Below are 19,463 nucleotides of genomic sequence, written 5' to 3'. Positions count from 1 at the left end.
GAACTTTAAACTATTAAACAATGAAAAAAATTATAGGTCTAACACTATTAGCTATTTTTTTAGCGGAATGTAGTACTGTACCAATTACAGGAAGAAAAAGATTAAACTTTGTAAATGATGCTGAAATACTACCAGCGAGTTTTGCGCAGTATCAAACTTTTTTAAAAGAAAATAAATTGTCGACTAATACTAAACAAACGAATCAAATAAAACGTGTAGGGAAAAATATTTCTGAAGCGGTTGATCGTTTTTTAAGGGCTAATGGTAAGTCAGCTGAAGCTGATGCCTATAAATGGGAATTTAATTTAGTAGAAGATAAAACAGTTAATGCTTGGTGTTTACCTGGAGGTAAAGTAGTTTTTTATACAGGTATTATGCCTATTTGTGCTAATGAAGATGGAGTAGCTGCAGTAATGGGACATGAAGTAGCCCACGCATTTGCGAAACACGGACAAGAACGTATGTCTACAGGACAATTACAACAATTAGGAGGAGTAGCTTTAGCATTAAGTACTCAAAATAGTAAAAATGCTGAAATGTGGAATATGGCTTACGGATTAGGAACGCAAGTAGGAGTTATGTTGCCATTTAGTAGAGAACATGAAACCGAAGCAGATAAATTAGGTTTAGTTTTTATGATCATGGCAGGGTATAAAGGAGAAGAAGCTGCTGAAGTATGGGTACGAATGAGTGAAAGGTCTGGAGGTGGAGCACCACCAGAGTTTATGAGTACACACCCATCTAACCAAACGCGTATTCAGACATTAAGAAACTTTTTACCAGAAGCTAAAAAGTTAGCGGTAAAATACAATGTGGCTCCGACTAAGTAAGATTGATAAATTATAGTATATTGCGAACCGTTCATTAAAAAATGAGCGGTTTTTTATTATAAGAATATGTATAAAATAGGCGATAAGAAGTTAATTAATGGATGGGCATTTTACGATTGGGCCAATTCAGTATATTCATTAGTAATTAGTACAGCTGTTTTTCCGTTGTATTACAGTGGAGTAACGGAAGGTAAAATAGTAAGCTTTTTGGGTATGGATTGGGAGCATCCAGATAGTTTATATAGCTATGCTTTATCGTTTTCTTTTTTAGTAGTAGCTTTTATTTCTCCAATTTTATCAGGTATTGCAGATTATACGGGAAGTAAGAAAAAGTTTATGAAGTTTTTCTGTACACTAGGATCATTATCGGTAATGAGCTTGTACTTTTTTGATGGAATAGACACTGTGTGGATTGGAATCTTATTTACTGTTTTAGCAAGTATAGGTTTTTGGGCAAGTTTGGTGTTTTATAATGCTTATTTACCAGAGGTAGCTCATCCAGAACAGCAAGATAGAGCCAGTGCTAAAGGTTTTGTATATGGGTATATTGGTTCTGTTATTTTGTTACTAATAAATTTAGCTATGATTATGTTTCCTGAAACTATAGGTATTAGTGCAGGAATGGCGTCTAGAATTTCATTTGTTATGGTAGGTTTATGGTGGTTAGGATTTGCTCAAGTTACCTTTAAACGTTTACCAGGTAATGTATACAACAAAAAACCTGAAAAAGACTATATATGGAAAGGATACAGAGAATTACAAATAGTAATTAAAGAGCTATTAAATTATCCAACCTTAAAACGCTTTTTAATTTCTTTCTTCTTATTGAGTATTAGTGTACAAACTATTATTTTAATGGCCGCTATTTTTGGTTCATCAGAATTAGGGTTGTCTTCTACGAGTTTAATTATTACCATTTTATTGGTACAAATTGTTGCAATTTTAGGAGCTGTTTTATTTTCAAGGTTTTCAGAAAAATGGGGAAATATAACTGCTTTAAAAGTAACGATTGCAGTGTGGATGTTAGTTTGTTTTTGTGCTTTTTCTTTAGATAAATCTCAAGAGTATGTTGATATCTATTTTTATGGGTTAGGAGGTTTATTAGGGTTAGTACAAGGAGCTATTCAAACCTTAACACGTTCTACGTATTCAAAGTTATTACCAGAAACAGAAGACCATGCTACGTATTTTAGTTTTTATGATGTTACCGAAAAAATAGCGATTGTTTTAGGAACAGCTGTATATGGAGCATTAAATGCAATTACAGGTTCTATGCAGTGGAGTGTGTTGTGTTTAGCTATTTTCTTTTTAGCTTCGTTTATTATTTTAAGCACACTTAAAAAGACAAAATATGTAGTATAAAATTGTGTAATATTAGCTACACAAATAATACTTAAAACTATTTTAAAATAAGTTTAAGGTTTTTTTTGGCTATCGCCCTGCGATTAAAAAGGTGCAGGAGCGGTAAAGCTTACTTGTTCTTTTGAAGTTGGATGTACAAATGTGATTTTTTCAGCATGTAAATACAACCTATCTGCTTTCTTACCGTATAAATCATCTCCAACAATAGCTATGTTTAAACCTAAATGATGAGCTGCATGAACTCGTAATTGATGTGTACGTCCTGTTACAGGATAAAAGTAGACTTTGGTTTTATTGTCTAGAGTTTCTATAGTTTCCCATTGAGTCAACGCTTTTTTTCCATGTTTATAACAAACAAGCTGTTTAGGACGATCATTTAGGTCTACTCTAAGTGGTAACTCAATAATCCCTTTTTTATCTTTTAAAACACCTTCTAATAAAGCTACGTAGCGTTTCTGTATAGTTTTATTAATGAATTGCGCCTGTAAAGCTTTATAAGTGTCTTCATTTTTTGCTATTAATAGTATTCCTGAGGTTGACATATCTAAACGATGTACAACTAACGGACCTGTAGCTTTTGGATATAATTTTTGAATACGACTAAAAACAGAATCTTTAATTTCTTTACCAGCAACTGACAATAATTCATGGGGTTTGTTGATTATTAATAAATCTGCATCTTCATGAATAATTGTAATTTCTTTTTCTTCTTTTAATTGTGCCATTAATGGGTTTTCTTCTACAGTTACTCCTTGTAACATGTGTGTTAAAATAGGTTTACATTTACCAGTGCAAGCAGGGTAGTAGTTTTGATGTTTTCTTATAGAGGTTTGCAAAGGCTTACCCCACCAAAACTCGGCCATACAAATAGGTTTTAGTTGATGTTTGTATGCATATTGAAGTAATTTAGGAGCGCAACAATCACCAGCACCAGCAGGAATATTTTGTGTAGAGTCAGTAAAAATATCTAATAAGTTTTTAGTTTCTCCTCGATAATTAAGAAAAGCATACTTTTTAAATATTTCTTGTTGAGCCCAGGCTGAAATATTTGCTCGTTTCTGCTTTAACTCCTCAATTTGCTGCTGTTTTGTGTCGTATACTTTTTTTAAAGGAGCTATTTTATCGTTTAAATACACTTCATATTCACGTAAGTAAAACTCTTCGTTAATATTTAACTGGTTGTTTTGCTTTCCTAATTCTTTTCTAAATTTTCTACGTTGTTTAATTTTAGACTGCTCTTTTGTTAAAAGGTTGTCGTGTAGTTGTTGTGTTTCTTGATATACTTTTTTTATTTCAATAAAATCAGAAGCGTTTTCTAAGCTTACTATTTTATGAGTTAATTCATTAAGCTGTTCTTCTGTTTTAATATAAAATTCATTTGCATCTAACACATCAAATACTGGCGGAACAAAATATTTATGTTGTGTACTTTCAGCTAGTTTTCCTGAAAAAGCAGCTAAATATCCTAAATTTCCATCTTGTTGCTCTATAACTAATACTCCAAACATTTTTCCAAGCGCTTTTACATCCTCAGGTTTTTTGATTCCGAAGTTGTGATAAAAATCGGTTTGGTTTACTAAATACTCTTGTAATTCTTTAGTAGCTATTTGAGCTAAGGTGTGAGGTGAATAATTGTATGGATAATCGAATTTTTTTGGTAATTCAATGTTAGATATATCCGAAGAAAAAGAAATTATTTTTGTCATCTTAAAAGAAAAAAGTGTTGCTTTCACAACACTTTAAATAAACGATTATTCTCTATAAATTTTATCGTATAAGTCTTTATACATTTCTCTAATAATGTTTCGTTTCATTTTCATCGTAGGGGTAAGGTGACCACTATCAATAGACCATTCTTCTGGAGTTAATTCAAACTTTTTAATAGTTTCCCATTTACCAAATTTTGTATTGGCATAATCAACTTCTTCTTGAATACGTTCTATGACTTTAGGATTACTTACCAAGTCTTTATTATCTCCTAAGGTAACGTTATGTCTTTGTGCCCATTCACGTACAAACTCAAAGTTTGGTTGAATAAATGCAGCAGCCATTTTTTCACCTTCACCAATAACCATTACTTGTTCTATAAAACGAGATTGTTTTAACTGACCTTCTAATAATGGTGGAATAATATACTTACCACCTGAGGTTTTAAACATTTCTTTAGTACGTCCAGTTATTTTTAAGAAACCATCTTCACTTAATTCACCTTTATCACCTGTATGGAAATATCCGTTTTGTAATGCTTCAGCGGTTTTTTCAGGGTCTTTGTAATACCCTTGCATTACGTTAGGACCTTTTACTAGGATCTCACCGTTATCAGCTATTTTTACTTCAACACCATCGATTAACTTACCTACAGTCCCTATTTTAAAACCACCATTACGCATATCATTTACTGAAATAACAGGAGAAGTTTCAGTAAGACCGTAACCTTCCATTACAGGCATTCCAGCAGCTGTAAATACTCTTGTTAAACGAGATTGTAATGCAGCAGAACCAGATACCATTATTTTTAATTCTCCACCTAAAGCAGCTTGCCATTTAGAGAATATAAGTTTTCTAGCAATACTTAATTTCTTCTCATACCACCATCCGTTAGCTCCATATGGCTCATATTGTAAACCTAAGTCTATAGCCCAAAAGAATAATTTCTTTTTAATTCCTGTTAAGTCAGCTCCTTTGGCATATATTTTATCATATATTTTTTCATATAATCTAGGAACAGCGGTCATTACATTAGGCTTTACCTCTTGTGCATTTTCACTTAATTTATCAATAGCTTCTGCAAAATAAATAGAGATTCCACAATATTGATATAAGTATAATAGCATACGTTCAAAAATATGACAAACAGGTAAAAAGCTCAAAGCTCTTCCTTGTCCATTTTCAAGCGGGACTCTTTTTTCACTACTCAATACATTTGAAACTATGTTTTTATGACTTAACATAACTCCTTTAGGGCGTCCTGTTGTTCCAGAAGTGTAAATTAAGGTAGCTAAATCGTCAGTTTTAACAGCAGCTTTACGCTCTTCAACTTCATTTTGATTACTATTATCTTCGCCTAATGCTAAAACTTCTTTCCAACTTTTTTCTCCTTGAATATCATCAAAAGTAAAAACTTCTTTAAGCTTTGTATTTCCTTTTATTTGATTTAGCTTTTCTAAGATGGTATCATCTGAAACAAAACAATAAGTAGCTTCAGAGTGGTTTAAGATATATTCGTAGTCTTCTTTTGAAATGGTTGGATAAATAGGAACGTTTTGAGCTCCTGTTTGTAATATTCCAATATCACAAATATTCCATTCAGTTCTATTGTTGGTTGAAATTACAGCAATTTTATCGTTTGGTTGTATTCCTAATCGTAATAAACCTCTACTTATAGCGTTGGCTTTTTCTATATACTCATTTGTTGATATAGATTGCCATTCACCATTGTATTTAGTGATAAATGCTTTTTTTAAATTATATTTTTCTTGTTGATAATAAGGAAAGTCAAAAAGACGCGTAATTTCAATCGACATATGTTCAAATTTTTGGGCTTTGCAAAGTATGAAAAATACCCCGATTGCACAAGTTGTAGTTTACTGGTTGATTTATTGAGGATTATATATTTTTTGGTATAGATTATTGTATTTTTCTAAGATAATTTTTCGTCTCATTTTTAATGTCGGAGTTAAATGACCTGCATTTGTAGTCCATTCATCAGGAGTAATTTCAAAACGTTTTATTTGCTCCCATTTACCAAACTTCTCATTACAAAAATCAATTTCTTTTTGAATTCGTTTGATTAGTTTTTTATCTGTAGTTATATCTGTAATAGTATGGTTATGTCTTTTAGCCCATTCTTGAACAAATTCTGAAGCTACTTGGATTAATGCTGCAGGCATTTTTTCTCCTTCACCAATAACCATTACTTGTTCTATAAAACGTGATTTTTTTAATTCACCTTCTAGTATAGCAGGAGCAATATATTTACCTCCAGAAGTTTTGAAGATTTCTTTTTTTCTATCCGTAATCTTTAAAAAACCTTCATTATCTAGTTCTCCGATATCTCCCGTATGAAAATAGTCGTTTTCAATAGATTCGTCAGTTTTTTCTAAATCTTTATAATAACCCATCATTACGTTAGGGCCTTTAACTAAGATCTCTCCATCATCAGCTATTTTTACACTTACGTTTTCAATAACTTTCCCAACTGTTCCTATTTTAAAGCCATTATTTCGCATATCGGTTACAGAGATAGCAGGAGAAGTTTCAGTAAGTCCGTAGCCTTCAAAAACAGGAATTCCTGCAGCTGTAAATACTCTAACAAGTCTAGCTTGTGTAGGAGCGCTTCCCGCTAACATAAATTCTAATTGTCCTCCTAAAGCTTCTTTCCATTTTGAGAAAATAAGTTTACGGGCTATAGAGAGCTTAAACTCATACCACCAACCATTTTCTTTGTATGGTTTATACTGTTCTCCTAGTTGCAATGCCCAGAAGAATAGACGTTTTTTTATACCTTTTAAATTACTTCCTTTATCAACTATCTTATCAAAAACTTTTTCTAATAATCTAGGAACAACTGCCATAAAATGAGGTTGAATTTCACGTAAATTATCCCCAACTTTATCAATACTTTCAGCAAAATGAATTTCAAAGCCCATATATTGACAATAATAAGATGCTGCACGCTCAAAAATGTGACAAATAGGTAAGTAGCTAATAACTCTTTTTTTATTTCCTTGTAAATCGAGTCTTTTCCCTACAGCAAAAACGTTACTAACAATGTTATTGTGTGAAAGCATAACTCCTTTTGGAGTTCCAGTAGTACCTGAGGTATAGATAATAGTAGCTAAATCGTATGGTTCTACAGCTTTTTTTAATTCATTCACTGTTGTTTGATGGGTTTCATCTTTGCCAAGGTTTAGGAAAGAGTTCCATCCATAGTCTGTCTCTAGATCTTCAAAGGTAAACACCTTTTTAAGTTGTGTTTGTTCTTGAACTTTTATTACTTTTTGATAAAGTTCATCATCAGAAACAAAACAATAAACACTATCAGAATGATTTAAGATATAGGCATAATCTTTTTCTGAAAAAGTAGGATATAAAGGTACATTTACAGCTCCTATTTGCATAACTCCTATATCTAAAATATGCCACTTTGGTTGATTTACAGAAGTAATTACAGCTATTTTATCTCCAGGTCTAACACCAAGGTTTAGTAAAGCTTTACTTATGGTATTGGCGTCTTCAATATATTTTTGAGTAGAGATATTTTTCCATTCATTATTTTCTTTTGAAACTAAACAATGTTGTTGTGGATAGTTTTCTAGTTGGTGATATGGGAAATCAAAAAGACGTGTAACTTTTGAAGATATATGCATTTAAATGGTTTTGGTTGATGCATAAATCTATGAAAATAAAAGAGATAAACGAAAAATAAAATTGATGTTAGTTGTAAAGTTTGCTAACACTGCTTTTATAGGTTTGACCAATAGGAACCTTATGCTCATGAATTATAATACGGTTACCTTCTATAAACTTTATTTTATCTACAGCAACAATGAATGATTTATGTACTCTTAGAAAGTTATTGTGATCTAAAACTGTTTCATAGTGAGATATCTTTTCATGACTTATAATCATTTCATCTACTAAAAATAGTTTAGTATAATTTCCATAAGCTTCTATAAACAACAAATCACTTAAATCAATTTGATGGTGTTTTTTATCTCCTTTGATAAAAAGTCGTGTATTGACTTGACTTGGTTGTATGCTTTCTTTTTGGACTGTTTTTGTAGATACAGTATCTGATACTTTATTTACAGCTTTTACCAAACGATCAAAACTAAAAGGTTTTAAAAGATAGTCTACAACATTTAGCTCAAACCCTTCTAGAGCATATTCTTTGTAGGCAGTAGTAATAATGGTTTTAGGAGGATTAGATAGCGTCTTTAAAAAATCTAAGCCTTTTAATTTAGGCATGTTGATATCTAAAAACATAAAATCAAAGGTATGTTCATTTAAAAACTGCATAGCTTCCATAGCATTATAGCAACTTTTTTCTAATTGAACATGAGGTAGCATGCTGCAAAACTCCGTTATAATTTCATGTGCCAAAGGTTCATCATCAATAATTATATATTTAAGCATGCTTCGGTATTTTTAAAAGTGTTTTGTATATGTTGTTTGTAACATCAATAGTTAGTTCATGTTGTTGCTTGTACAACAAAGATAATCTTCGTTTTAAATTTTGCAGTCCAATTCCTTTAGAGTTAGTTATTTCATTAGGATCAAAATTGTTTTCTATTTCAAAGTAAATAAAATCATCATTATCATATAAATTGACATGAATAAAAGCATTTTCTGCTAGTGTTTCTATACCGTGTTTAAAAGCATTTTCAAGTAAGATAATGTATAGTAGTGGCGGAATATTTAGATTCATATCTATGTTATGGTTAAAGGTAATTTCAACAGACTTTCTGTAACGGATTTTATGTAGCTCAATGTAATTATTTAAGTATGCTATCTCTTCTGAAATTTTTACAGTTTCTTTTTCCCCGTCATAAATTGTATAGCGCATCATATCAGATAGTTTTAATATAACTTCTGGTGCTTGGGGTGAGCTTTTAACTGTTAAAGCATACAGGTTATTTAGAGTATTGAAGAAAAAATGCGGGTTTATTTGTGTTTTTAAGAGTGATAATTCTGTTTTAGACTTTTCTTTTTTTAGCTCTTGTATCCATTTCCATTGTTCAAAAACCCAAAGAAAAAAGAAGATAGGAATGGGTATGAAGAAAATATAGAACGGAGTTTCTTGCTTTACTTTTAAATAAGCTTCTAAGTCACCAGAAAATAATCGTAGGTATAAAAAATATAAGAGTAGAGGTGTGTATAGTAGTGCTATGAATTTCCAGTATTTTTTTATGAAGTTGGGCACTAAAAAATAAGCTAGCCCACACCAAAATATCATTAATAGAATGAAGGTGATAGGATTATCTGGAAGCTTCATAAATGAATCAATAAGCACAGTAATAAAAAGTAGTACAAAAAGAACAGCAATACCAAATACAGCTTTCTTTTTCCTTTTTAAGTATTGATAATTATGTATGGGTAAAGCAATAACAAGTGCCCAAAAAACAGTAATTACAATAACCTCAACAGGTTGATCATTCGGTATATTTAGAAAATTCAGATAATCTAATAAGGTGAATAATGGAACAATAATTAAGAATCCAATAAGAAAAGCTTTGTATTTCTTTAAAAAATCTATCATACCTCAAAATTACTCATGTAAAACTGTTCTCACAATTATATTGATAAACACTGTTGTTTTTTAGATGAATGAATAGTTTTTTTAGTCAAACATAAGTTAGCTATTAAAAGAATATGGTGTGTGCTGAAAAGAATAGAGTACATCATTTTTAATTTATAATAAAGGTATGATGCTAGAGATTTGTTGCAAACAAAACGAATCTTATATGAATACATTAACTATAACAAACCTTACTAAAACATACCCTAACGGAGTTAAAGCACTAAATGGAATAAACTTAAAAATTTCGAACGGAATGTTTGGCTTATTAGGCGCTAACGGAGCTGGTAAATCTTCTTTAATGCGTACTATCGCTTCTTTACAAGAACCCTCATCTGGAGAAATTGTATTTAATGATTACAATATTATTAATAAACCAGAGGAGATAAGAAAACACCTAGGGTATCTGCCTCAGGAGTTTGGAGTGTACCCTAAAATATCAGCAGAAAAATTGTTAGATCATTTAGCTATTCTGAAAGGTATTACTAATAACTCAACACGAAAAGAGCAAGTAACTTCTTTATTACAACAAGTAAACCTTTACCAACACAGAAAAAAAGCAGTACATACGTTTTCTGGAGGAATGCGCCAACGTTTTGGGATAGCTCAAGCCTTATTAGCCAACCCCAAACTAATTATTGTAGATGAACCAACAGCTGGGTTAGATCCTGAAGAAAGCAATCGCTTTTTAAATCTTCTGAGTGAAATAGGAGAGAACGTAATTGTTATTTTATCTACTCACATAGTAGAGGATGTTAGAAATTTATGTACACAAATGGCAATTTTATCGGAAGGTCAAATCATTTCTCAAGGTAATCCAAAAGAATTAGTAGCAAGTATTGAACATAATATTTGGACAAAAATTATAGCTAAAAAAGACCTTGAGAACTATAAAACAATGTACGAGGTTATTTCAACCAAACTAGTGTCAGGAGAAACACAAATAAGAGTTTTTTCTGAGACTTCACTATCTAACGGGTTTGAAAGAATCACTCCGAATTTAGAAGACTACTACTTTGCTACATTGTTTCACCATAAAAAAGCCTAACCTATGTTTAAGAAATTATTGCAATTTGAAATATACTATCAGTTAAAACAACGAGCTTTTCCCATATTTGCAGTCTTGTTTCTAGGCTTAGGATATTTTACAGGAAGCCAAGGGCATGCTCCTACAGGAGTTAATTTTAACGCTGTTTATCAAGTTTATTTTCATACAGGTCTTTTTACTTTAGGTAGTGTTTTTATAACCATGTTTTTTGCGGTAACAGCTATTATAAGAGACAAGCAGCATAACATGGAAAGTTTAATTTACAGCTCATCCATAAAAAAGAGTAATTATTTTTGGAGCCGTTTTTTAGGCACTTTTATTTTTAGTGTAGTTGCTTTTACACCTTTTGTTATTGGCTATATTTTCGGGAATCATTTTTCTAATTTAGACGCTGAAAGACTAGGGAATTTTAATGTATTAAACTACTTACAGCCTTGGTTGTATTTAGTGTTACCTAATATTTTTATCTGTACCTCTTTAATATTTTCAGTCAGTACACTTACTAAAAACAGTATAGCCACTTATGCAAGTGCAGTATTTATTTACATGTTGTATTTTGTAAGTTCTATTTTCTTAAACTCACCATTATTAGCACAATCTGTTCCAGCATCGCCAGAAATGATGTCGGTAGCAGCAATAGCAGATTCTTTTGGTATAGCTGCTTTTTTTGAACAAACTCAATACTGGACTGCATATCAAAAAAACACACAATTGCTTTCTTTTTCGGGATTGTTTTTATTGAATAGAATACTTTGGATAGCGCTTTCTATAGGAGTGTTGTTACTAACGTATAAAGTTTTTTCTTTTAGAATGACTACAAAAAAAGTTAAGAAAAAAAAGACAACTAGGAAAGAAAAAAAACAGCTTATATCATACAAGCCTATAAATGGAACACATGGAGTAGCTACGCAAGTAAAATCACTGTTATCGCTAATACGGTTAGAACTAAAGAGCATATTTAAGAGCTTACCTTTTTTAGTAATACTAGGTATGTGGTTAATTATTGTTTTTTCAGAATTGTATGCAACTGTTGTTGAAGGAGGTGAATACGGAGTGAGTATTTATCCGGTTACAAATCAATTAATCGAACTCATAACAAGTCCGCTAACTCTTTTTGGATTGATACTACTAATCTTTTACGGTTCAGAGATTGTATGGAGAGAGCACAGTGTTAATTTTAATCTAATTATGGGCGCTACTCCTGTAAAAAACTGGGTGCTTTTTACTGCTAAGTTTATCAGTCTATCATTACTACCAATCTTACTAATAGCATCAGGAGTGCTTATGTGTATAGCTTTTCAAGTAAGCTTAGGTTTTGCTGATGTAAACTTTAGTATGTACACATCTGTGTTTTATTATTATGGTTTACAATCGGTTATATATGCTATGCTTGCCATATTTATAAACAGTATTACGAAGAGTAAATATATAGGAATGGGAGCTTTTGGTTTGTTTGTTATTGTAAGTATGAAAGCTAACCTTTTAGGATTAGAACACCCTTTAACAAGTATAGGGTTTATGCCTAGAGTAACTTTTAATGGTATGAATACCTATGCCAATGATGCTAAGTTATTTAATCATTTAGGTTTGTATTGGCTAAGTATAGGAGCGCTATTAATTTTATTAGCGTTTAAGATATGGAATAGGGGAATGGTAAAAGGATTTTCGTATAAAGTAGAGCAACTGAAACAAGGATGCAACTTAGGCGAAAAGGTATTTTTTTTAACTTTCCTTTCCGTAGCTATTGGTATGGCAAGCTTGGTCTTTTACAATACAAACTTTGTTGGTGATTATCAAACTGAAAATGATTATTTAAATTTTAGTGAAAATTATGAACGTATGTATAAGCAATATCAAGTATTAGAAAAGCCTTATCCAACCTCACAAAAAACGGAAGTAGCTATTTTTCCAAAGGAAAGAAAATATACTGTAAAAGCAAATTACATTTTAAAAAACACGAGTAATGAAGTAATATCCAAACTACTAATAACAGAACGAATTCCTGTAAAGCATATTCATATAAAAAATGCTCTTTTGACTACGAAAGATACAGTACACGGAGCGTATGTATTTGAATTTAAAGAAAAACTCCAACCCAATGATTCAGTAGCATATACTTTTGCTATTGAAAAAGAACTAAAAGGGTATGAGGAAGATAAAAGTATTGTTTATGACGGAACGTATATAACATACAAAAATTTTGAACCTATTATTGGGTATGCTTCTGGATATGAAATAGCAGACAGAATTGAGCGTAAAAAAAGAGGATTACCTGAGAGAATAGTAGAAGATAATTCAGATGCTCATATAGCTCTTGAAGATATTAAAATTGAAAAAGTACAATTTGAAACTATTGTGTCCACAAGTAAAGACCAAATAGCTATAAGCTCTGGAAATTTGATTAAGACTTGGTCAAAAAATAATAGAAATTATTACCATTATAAATCTCAAGGGAAAATATTGCCCATGGTAGCCTATTTTTCGGGGAAATATCAAGTTAAAAAAGCAAAGCATGAAGGTATTTCTATTGAGCAATATTATCGTTCAAATCATAATTTTAATATTGATGAAATAGAAGAGAGTACCAAAGAAACCTTAGCGTATTGTCAAGAAAACTTCGGTTCTTATAACTTTAATCATGTTCGTATAGCAGAAATACCTTCACATTGGTCATTCGGAGGGTATGCGCATCCAGGAGTTATTAGCATGGTTGAAGACCGTTTGTATTTATCAGATGTTCGTGAAGAAAATACATTTAATTTAGTTTCAAAAAGAACAATTCATGAAGTAGCACATCAATGGTGGGGACATACATTAACAGCGAAACCTGTTGCAGGAGGTTCTTTATTTGTAGAAGGTTTGGCAAAGTATACTGAAGCTGTAGTAATGGAAAAAATGTATGGAAAACGTGCTCTATATGAACTGGCAGAAGCAGCAAGAAGACGTTATTTCTTCGGAAGAGCTTTCGGCGGAACTCAAGAACCTCCAATTTATAAAGTACAGGATGAAGGCTATATATCATATGGAAAAGCATACACAGTGTTCATGGCATTGAGAGACTTAATAGGGGAGCAGCAAGTAAATAGAGTATTAAAAACTATCACAGATCGATACCGATTTGAAAACTCTCCCAAAGCACATGCCATTGAATTATTAGATGAATTATATAAGGAAACCCCTAAAGAAAATCATCATTTGATAGATGATTGGTTTAAAAAGGTAATAACCTATGATTTGGCTGTAGAAAAAAGTACGTACAAACAGCTACCTAATGGTACCTATGAGGTTACTGCAACTATAAAAGCAAAACGAATTGAAACATTAGAAAATGGAGAAACTAAAGAAACAGGGATTAATGAACCAATTAAAATAGGAGCTTTTACAATCCATCCATCACTTGTAAAAGATGATAATACTATGCTGTATTATAAATCCAGTCGAATAAATAAAGAGCTCACTGAAGTTAGGTTTATAATAAATAAAAAACCTAGTTATATTGCTATAGATCCTTACGGAACAAGAAATGATGAAAATTTAAGAGACAATATATTTAGTTTTTAATAATAAAAACCGCCTTAATTAAGGCGGTTTTTGTTATTAAGTGATGCTTTTAAGCATTTAAAAAGTCTTTTAACTCTTTATATGAGCTAATTTTAGTTGCTTCTTTTTGTTTATCTATAACAGATACTATTTGTGGTGGAATTTCAACGGTTACCTCTAAAATATCTTCAACAACATCTAAAAACTTAACAGGATGGGCTGTTTCTAAGAAAATCCCGAATTCATTTTGTAACCCGTATTCTTTCAACCCTAAATAACCAACAGCTCCATGTGGATCAGCAATATAATTAGAGTTCTCATAGATGTTCTTCATAGCTTCACGAGTTTCATCATCAGAAAAAGAAAAAGACGAAAAAGCGGTTTTTAAAGCTTCTAAATTATTGTTGAATAATTCTTGGATTCTAATAAAGTTACTAGGATTTCCAACATCCATGGCATTCGATATAGTTGCTTTAGAAGGTTTTGGTTGATAATCTCCACTTTGTAAGTAATTAGGAACGGTATCGTTTACATTGGTAGCAGCCACAAAATGTTTAATAGGCAATCCTAATTTTTGTGCCATCATACCTGCACAAATGTTTCCAAAGTTTCCACTAGGCACCGAAAAGACAACTTCTTTATGTTGTTTATAAACTTGCTTATAGGCAAAGAAAAAATAAAACATTTGTGGTAACCAACGTGCAACATTTATGGAATTTGCTGAGGTTAACGTACGATTAATTTCCGCATCTAAAAAAGCAGTTTTTACCATGTCTTGACAATCGTCAAAAACACCATCTACTTCTAAAGCTTTAATATTTTGTCCTAGAGTTGTGAGTTGCTTTTCTTGAATATCACTTACTTTTCCGCTAGGGTAGAGTATAACCACATCTACACCTTTAACTCCTAAAAATCCATTAGCTACAGCACCACCAGTATCACCAGAAGTAGCAACTAAAACAGTAACTTGTTGGTCTTTATCACGATTAAAATAACCTAAACAACGCGCCATAAAACGAGCGCCTACATCTTTAAAAGCCATGGTAGGGCCATGAAATAGTTCTAATGTACCAATGTTTTCTTCAATCGGTACTACAGGAAACTCAAAATTGATTGTTTCTTTGATAATTTCTTGTAAGACTTCCTTTGGAATTTCATTTCCTACAAATTGCTGAATGGCTTCGTAGGCAATTTCTTCATTAGAATATTCATCAATATTATTAATAAACTCTTTAGGTAATGGAGTGATGTTTTCTGGGAAATAGAGTCCTCTATCAGGAGCTAATCCGTTTACTACAGCTTCTTCAAAGCTAACTTTAGGTGATGTATGATTGAGACTATAATAGTTCATAATTTCGTATTTAGTGTTGTTCTAAAATTTTGATTCCTTTTGTATTAATTTTTGAAAGAATCATGTTAAAATCAATTTGTTTGTCTTGGTATGTGTTTTGAATTGCTTTGTAAACATTCTCAGCAGTTGCATCTCCTTTACATAAAGCAAAAATAGTTGGACCTGAACCTGAAATTCCTGCTCCTAAAGCACCTGCTTTTAAAGCCTCTTTTTTCACTAAATCAAAATGAGGAATTAGTGTTTTTCTAGCTGGCTCAACGATAATATCAATTAGGGAATCTGCGATTAATTGATAATCATTGGTGTGTAATCCACTAATTAATCCGCCTACATTCGCCCATTGGGTAACCGCATCTTTTAGCGGAATCTCTGTTGGTAGCACATCTCGAGCATCTTTTGTTTTTACTTCAACTTGTGGATGAATAGCTACCACTCTTAAATCAGCAGGAACAGGGATTTTTACAATACTTAAAGGCTCATAACTGCGAACCAACGTGAATCCACCATAAATAGCAGCAGAAACATTGTCAGCAATAGGGGTTCCGCAAGTAGCCTCTTCACCTAGCATAGCAAATTGTGTCAATTCAAGAGGGGAGAAGACATTTCCTAGTAACTGATTTACACCAAAGGCAGCCCCTGCAGCACTAGCTGCACTACTTCCTAAACCGCTTCCAGGAGTATATCCTTTGTGAATGGTAATATCGATACCAAAATCAGCAGGGTGTTTTTCTAGCATAGCTAAAGCAACTACACCCGCAGCATTTATTTGTGCGTCAAGAGGTAAATCAGCTCCCGTTATTTTGATTATTTTGACACCTTTTGTATCGGTTTTTGTAAAAGTCATAGTATCTCCAACCGTTTCGAGAGCTAAACCTAAAGCGTCGAATCCGCAAGAAACATTAGCGACAGTTGCAGGTGAAAATATTTTTATATAATTCATTTTTTTGCGATTAAAAACAAGTCGGTATCACCACCTTCTTGATATAGTTTGGTGTAATTTTCTAAAATTTTGAGTTTTTGTTCTTCTAGAGCTTCAATCAAATATGATGGTTCATAATAATGTATAAACATGGAGTTTTTTCCATCTGAACTAGTAGTTATACGAGAATCTTTTTCGTAATCACCAATCATGGTACTGATGTATAAAAGTCCATTAGAATTCAACAAAATTGAAGCTTCTTCAATAAGTTTTAAAACGTCCTCTTTGGTAAGATACGGAAAACAAAACCCGAAGATAATAACATCAAAACCTTGCTGTAAACTGTTAATTTCTCTACAATCCATCACTTTAAAGGAAGCTTTCGGATTGTTTTGTTTTGCCAAATTCACCATATTTTCTGTTGCATCAATTCCTAACACAGAAAGTGTAGGGGTTTGATTTAAAAGATAGTGAGTAATCTTTCCAAAGCCACAAGCTACATCCAACACATTTTTATGAGTTGGTTTCATATGTTTTAGAAGCAAGTCATAACTGTGATTATATACTGTATCATTAGCAAACTTATCTTGATACTCTTGAGCTACGGTATTGTAAATCTGTATGATATTTTGATAACGTTTTTCCATAGGTTATTGATTTCCAATTCGTATCACATCAGCAAAAATCCCAGAAGCAGTTACTTCAGCACCTGCACCGGCTCCTTTTATTTGTAGTGGATTAACAGGATATCTATCCGTAAAAAATAATACGATATTATCGCTACCTTCTAAATTATAAAAAGGATGGTCAAAAGGAATGTGTTGCAAGCCAACACTCGCTTTTCCATCATTAAATTCAGCAACATATTTTAAACGACAGTTTTTGTTGGAAGCTTCTTTATATATTTGTTGAAAATGGCTTTCAAATTCGGTTAAAGAAGCATAAAAATCTTCATTACTGGTGGTTTCTAAACTCTTTTTAGGTAAAAAAGCATTGTTTTCGATGTCAGAAAGTTCTAATTCATAACCACTTTCACGTGCAAGAATTAATATTTTTCTAGCTACATCTACACCACTTAAATCAATTTTAGGGTCAGGTTCAGTATATCCTTGTTCTTGTGCTTGTTTTACGACATCGTGAAATGAAATATTTTCGTTAAAATTATTGAAAACAAAGTTTAAAGACCCTGATAAAACTGCTTGTATTTTATGTACTCGGTCACCAGAAGCAATTAAGTTTTTAAGTGTGTCAATAATTGGTAAACCTGCACCCACATTGGTTTCAAACAAAAAAGGGACATTGTATTTACGAGAGATATACTTTAATTTTTTATAATTGTTTAGTTCAGAAGCACAGGCAATTTTATTACATGTAACCACCCCAATATTGTTGGCTAAATAATGTTCATATATTTCAGAAACTTGCTGATTGGCAGTATTGTCGATAAAAACAGAATTACGAAGGTTAAACGCTTTTGTTCTTTGAAAAAAACGATCTAAAGAACTTGCTTCTCCGTTTTGTAATTGTTCTTTCCAAGATTTTAAACTGATACCACCTTCATCAAAAAGCATTTGTTTAGAATTAGAAATACCTACAACACGTACATTCAGTTTTAGCTGTTCTTTTAAGTATTTTTTTTGTTGGTGAATTTGTGCTAAAAAGCGTTCACCCACATTTCCAACACCTGTAACGAATAGATTCAACTGTTTAACTTTTTCTTCAAAAAACTGTTCGTGTAAGGTATTCAACGCTTTTTTTGCATCTGAACTGTTAATAACTGCAGAAATGTTCTTCTCTGAAGCACCTTGGGCTATGGCACGAATATTTACGTTGTTTTTGCCTAAGGAACTAAACATTTGTCCGCTTAAACCTTGATGGTTTCTCATTTTATCGCCTACCAAAGCAATAATGGCTAATCCTTGTTCTACAATAATTGGATCTATTTTATGACGTTCTATTTCTACAGCGAAAGCTTCATTAATTTTTAAAGCTGCTTTTTCAGCATCTTCATCATAAATTCCCACACAAATAGAGTGCTCTGAAGAAGCTTGTGTAATGAGTACCACATTGATATTGTGTAGCGATAAAGTTTCAAACAATCGCTTAGAAATGCCAGAAACACCTACCATGCCGCTTCCTTCTAGAGTTAATAAGGTAATATTCTCAATATGAGAAATACCTTTTACAGGCTTTCCATTTTCTGTAATTTTTGAAATGAGTGTTCCCGAATTTTCAGGGTCAAAAGTGTTTTTTATTCGAATAGGAATCTCTTTTTCCAACACAGGTTGAATCGTAGGAGGGTAGATAACTTTTGCACCAAAATGCGACAATTCCATGGCTTCTTGATACGAAATATGTGGAATAGGAAATGCTTGCTTTACTAGATGCGGGTTTGCAGTGTACATACCACTAACATCTGTCCAAATTTGTAATTCTTCAGCATTTATAGCAGCAGCATAAATAGCGGCAGAGTAATCAGAACCACCACGACCTAAGGTAGTTGACTTTCCTTCTTTCGTTTTAGCTATAAATCCAGGTAAGAGTGTTATTTGGTGTTTATTAGTTGCAAAAAACTCTTGACAATTGGAGTTGGTTAGTTTAAAGTCAACTTGTGCTTTATCAAAATCATTAGAAGTACTAATTAACTCTCTACTATCTTTATACACAACATCGAGTTCTTTACTAGCGATGTTTGCAATAATATAAGAAGATAGTAACTCCCCAAAACCGCTAATGGTAGCTAGTGTTTTAGGGGTAATTTCATTTAGTAAAAAACAACCTTCTAACAAGGTTTTTAGCTGTTTAAATAATGAGTTAATGTGATTTTTAACTTCTTCTTGCTGATTTTCAGGAACCAATTTATTAATTACTTCAAAATGTACTAATTCAACTTCGTTAAAGTTTTTGAGGTAATTAGTGTTGTTTTGAGCAGCTTGTTCAGCCGATGCAATGAGTTTATTAGTTGTTTTTCCAAATGCAGAAACCACCACAATTAGTTGGTTGTTTGCTGAAGCATTGGCGATGATTTGTACTACTTTTTCTATGTTTTGAGGGTTGGCTACTGACGAACCACCAAATTTTAAAACGTTCATTTTAAAAAGGATAATAAATTA

At 32.1% G+C, this 19,463-nt stretch carries 13 protein-coding genes; 4 read left to right on the top strand and 9 right to left on the bottom strand.

The window, feature by feature from the left end:
- Positions 1-20 precede the first annotated feature (20 nt).
- Both N534_RS0108445 and N534_RS0108440 read left to right on the top strand, forming a co-directional pair.
- Positions 21-830, top strand: a complete 810-nt coding sequence (locus N534_RS0108445) for a M48 family metallopeptidase (protein WP_028892073.1) — start codon at positions 21-23, stop codon at positions 828-830.
- A gap of 66 nt (positions 831-896) precedes the next feature.
- The gene (locus N534_RS0108440) at positions 897-2,192 is read left to right on the top strand and encodes an MFS transporter (protein ID WP_028892072.1); all 1,296 of its coding nucleotides are present in this window, start codon (positions 897-899) and stop codon (positions 2,190-2,192) included.
- Positions 2,193-2,275: 83 nt separating this feature from the next.
- Here the strand turns inward: N534_RS0108440 and N534_RS0108435 are convergent, their stop codons facing one another.
- The 5 genes from N534_RS0108435 to N534_RS0108415 form a co-directional block, all read right to left on the bottom strand.
- Positions 2,276-3,898, bottom strand: a complete 1,623-nt coding sequence (locus N534_RS0108435; RefSeq protein ID WP_028892071.1) for a pseudouridine synthase — start codon at positions 3,896-3,898, stop codon at positions 2,276-2,278.
- A 45-nt stretch (positions 3,899-3,943) separates the two neighbouring features.
- Positions 3,944-5,716 (bottom strand): long-chain fatty acid--CoA ligase, encoded by a 1,773-nt coding sequence (locus N534_RS0108430; protein ID WP_028892070.1) that lies wholly within the window; start codon positions 5,714-5,716, stop codon positions 3,944-3,946.
- Between the two features lie 72 nt (positions 5,717-5,788).
- Complete coding sequence (locus tag N534_RS0108425; RefSeq protein WP_028892069.1) at positions 5,789-7,561, bottom strand: long-chain fatty acid--CoA ligase; 1,773 nt, start codon at positions 7,559-7,561, stop codon at positions 5,789-5,791.
- 67 nt (positions 7,562-7,628) lie between these two features.
- Positions 7,629-8,330, bottom strand: a complete 702-nt coding sequence (locus tag N534_RS0108420) for a LytTR family DNA-binding domain-containing protein (protein ID WP_028892068.1) — start codon at positions 8,328-8,330, stop codon at positions 7,629-7,631.
- Entirely contained in the window at positions 8,323-9,453 is a 1,131-nt protein-coding gene (locus N534_RS0108415; RefSeq protein WP_028892067.1) for a sensor histidine kinase, read from the bottom strand. The genes N534_RS0108420 and N534_RS0108415 overlap by 8 nt, the downstream gene beginning before the upstream one ends.
- A gap of 205 nt (positions 9,454-9,658) precedes the next feature.
- On the opposite strand from N534_RS0108415, the gene N534_RS0108410 reads away from it, so the two are divergent.
- Positions 9,659-10,540, top strand: a complete 882-nt coding sequence (locus N534_RS0108410) for an ABC transporter ATP-binding protein (protein ID WP_028892066.1) — start codon at positions 9,659-9,661, stop codon at positions 10,538-10,540.
- A 3-nt stretch (positions 10,541-10,543) separates the two neighbouring features.
- Positions 10,544-14,101, top strand: a complete 3,558-nt coding sequence (locus N534_RS0108405) for a M1 family aminopeptidase (RefSeq protein WP_028892065.1) — start codon at positions 10,544-10,546, stop codon at positions 14,099-14,101.
- A 49-nt stretch (positions 14,102-14,150) separates the two neighbouring features.
- Here N534_RS0108405 and thrC read toward each other — a convergent pair whose 3' ends face one another.
- From thrC to thrA, 4 genes are read right to left on the bottom strand one after another with little or no spacing between them, the layout of a single operon-like run.
- A complete protein-coding gene (thrC, locus tag N534_RS0108400; protein ID WP_028892064.1) occupies positions 14,151-15,431 on the bottom strand; it encodes a threonine synthase in 1,281 nt (426 codons plus the stop codon).
- Positions 15,432-15,441: 10 nt separating this feature from the next.
- The gene (locus N534_RS0108395) at positions 15,442-16,371 is read right to left on the bottom strand and encodes a homoserine kinase (protein ID WP_028892063.1); all 930 of its coding nucleotides are present in this window, start codon (positions 16,369-16,371) and stop codon (positions 15,442-15,444) included.
- Positions 16,368-16,997: a class I SAM-dependent methyltransferase gene (locus tag N534_RS14610; RefSeq protein ID WP_051435878.1), complete on the bottom strand. Its 630-nt coding sequence runs from the start codon at positions 16,995-16,997 to the stop codon at positions 16,368-16,370. Before N534_RS14610 ends, N534_RS0108395 begins: the two co-directional genes overlap by 4 nt.
- A 3-nt stretch (positions 16,998-17,000) precedes the next feature.
- Positions 17,001-19,442 (bottom strand): bifunctional aspartate kinase/homoserine dehydrogenase I, encoded by a 2,442-nt coding sequence (gene thrA, locus N534_RS0108385; protein WP_028892062.1) that lies wholly within the window; start codon positions 19,440-19,442, stop codon positions 17,001-17,003.
- Positions 19,443-19,463: the final 21 nt, after the last annotated feature.

This window comes from Tenacibaculum sp. 47A_GOM-205m, assembly GCF_000518405.1.
GTDB lineage: Bacteria > Bacteroidota > Bacteroidia > Flavobacteriales > Flavobacteriaceae > Polaribacter > Polaribacter lutimaris.
This window is presented reverse-complemented; position numbering and strand designations above follow the sequence as displayed.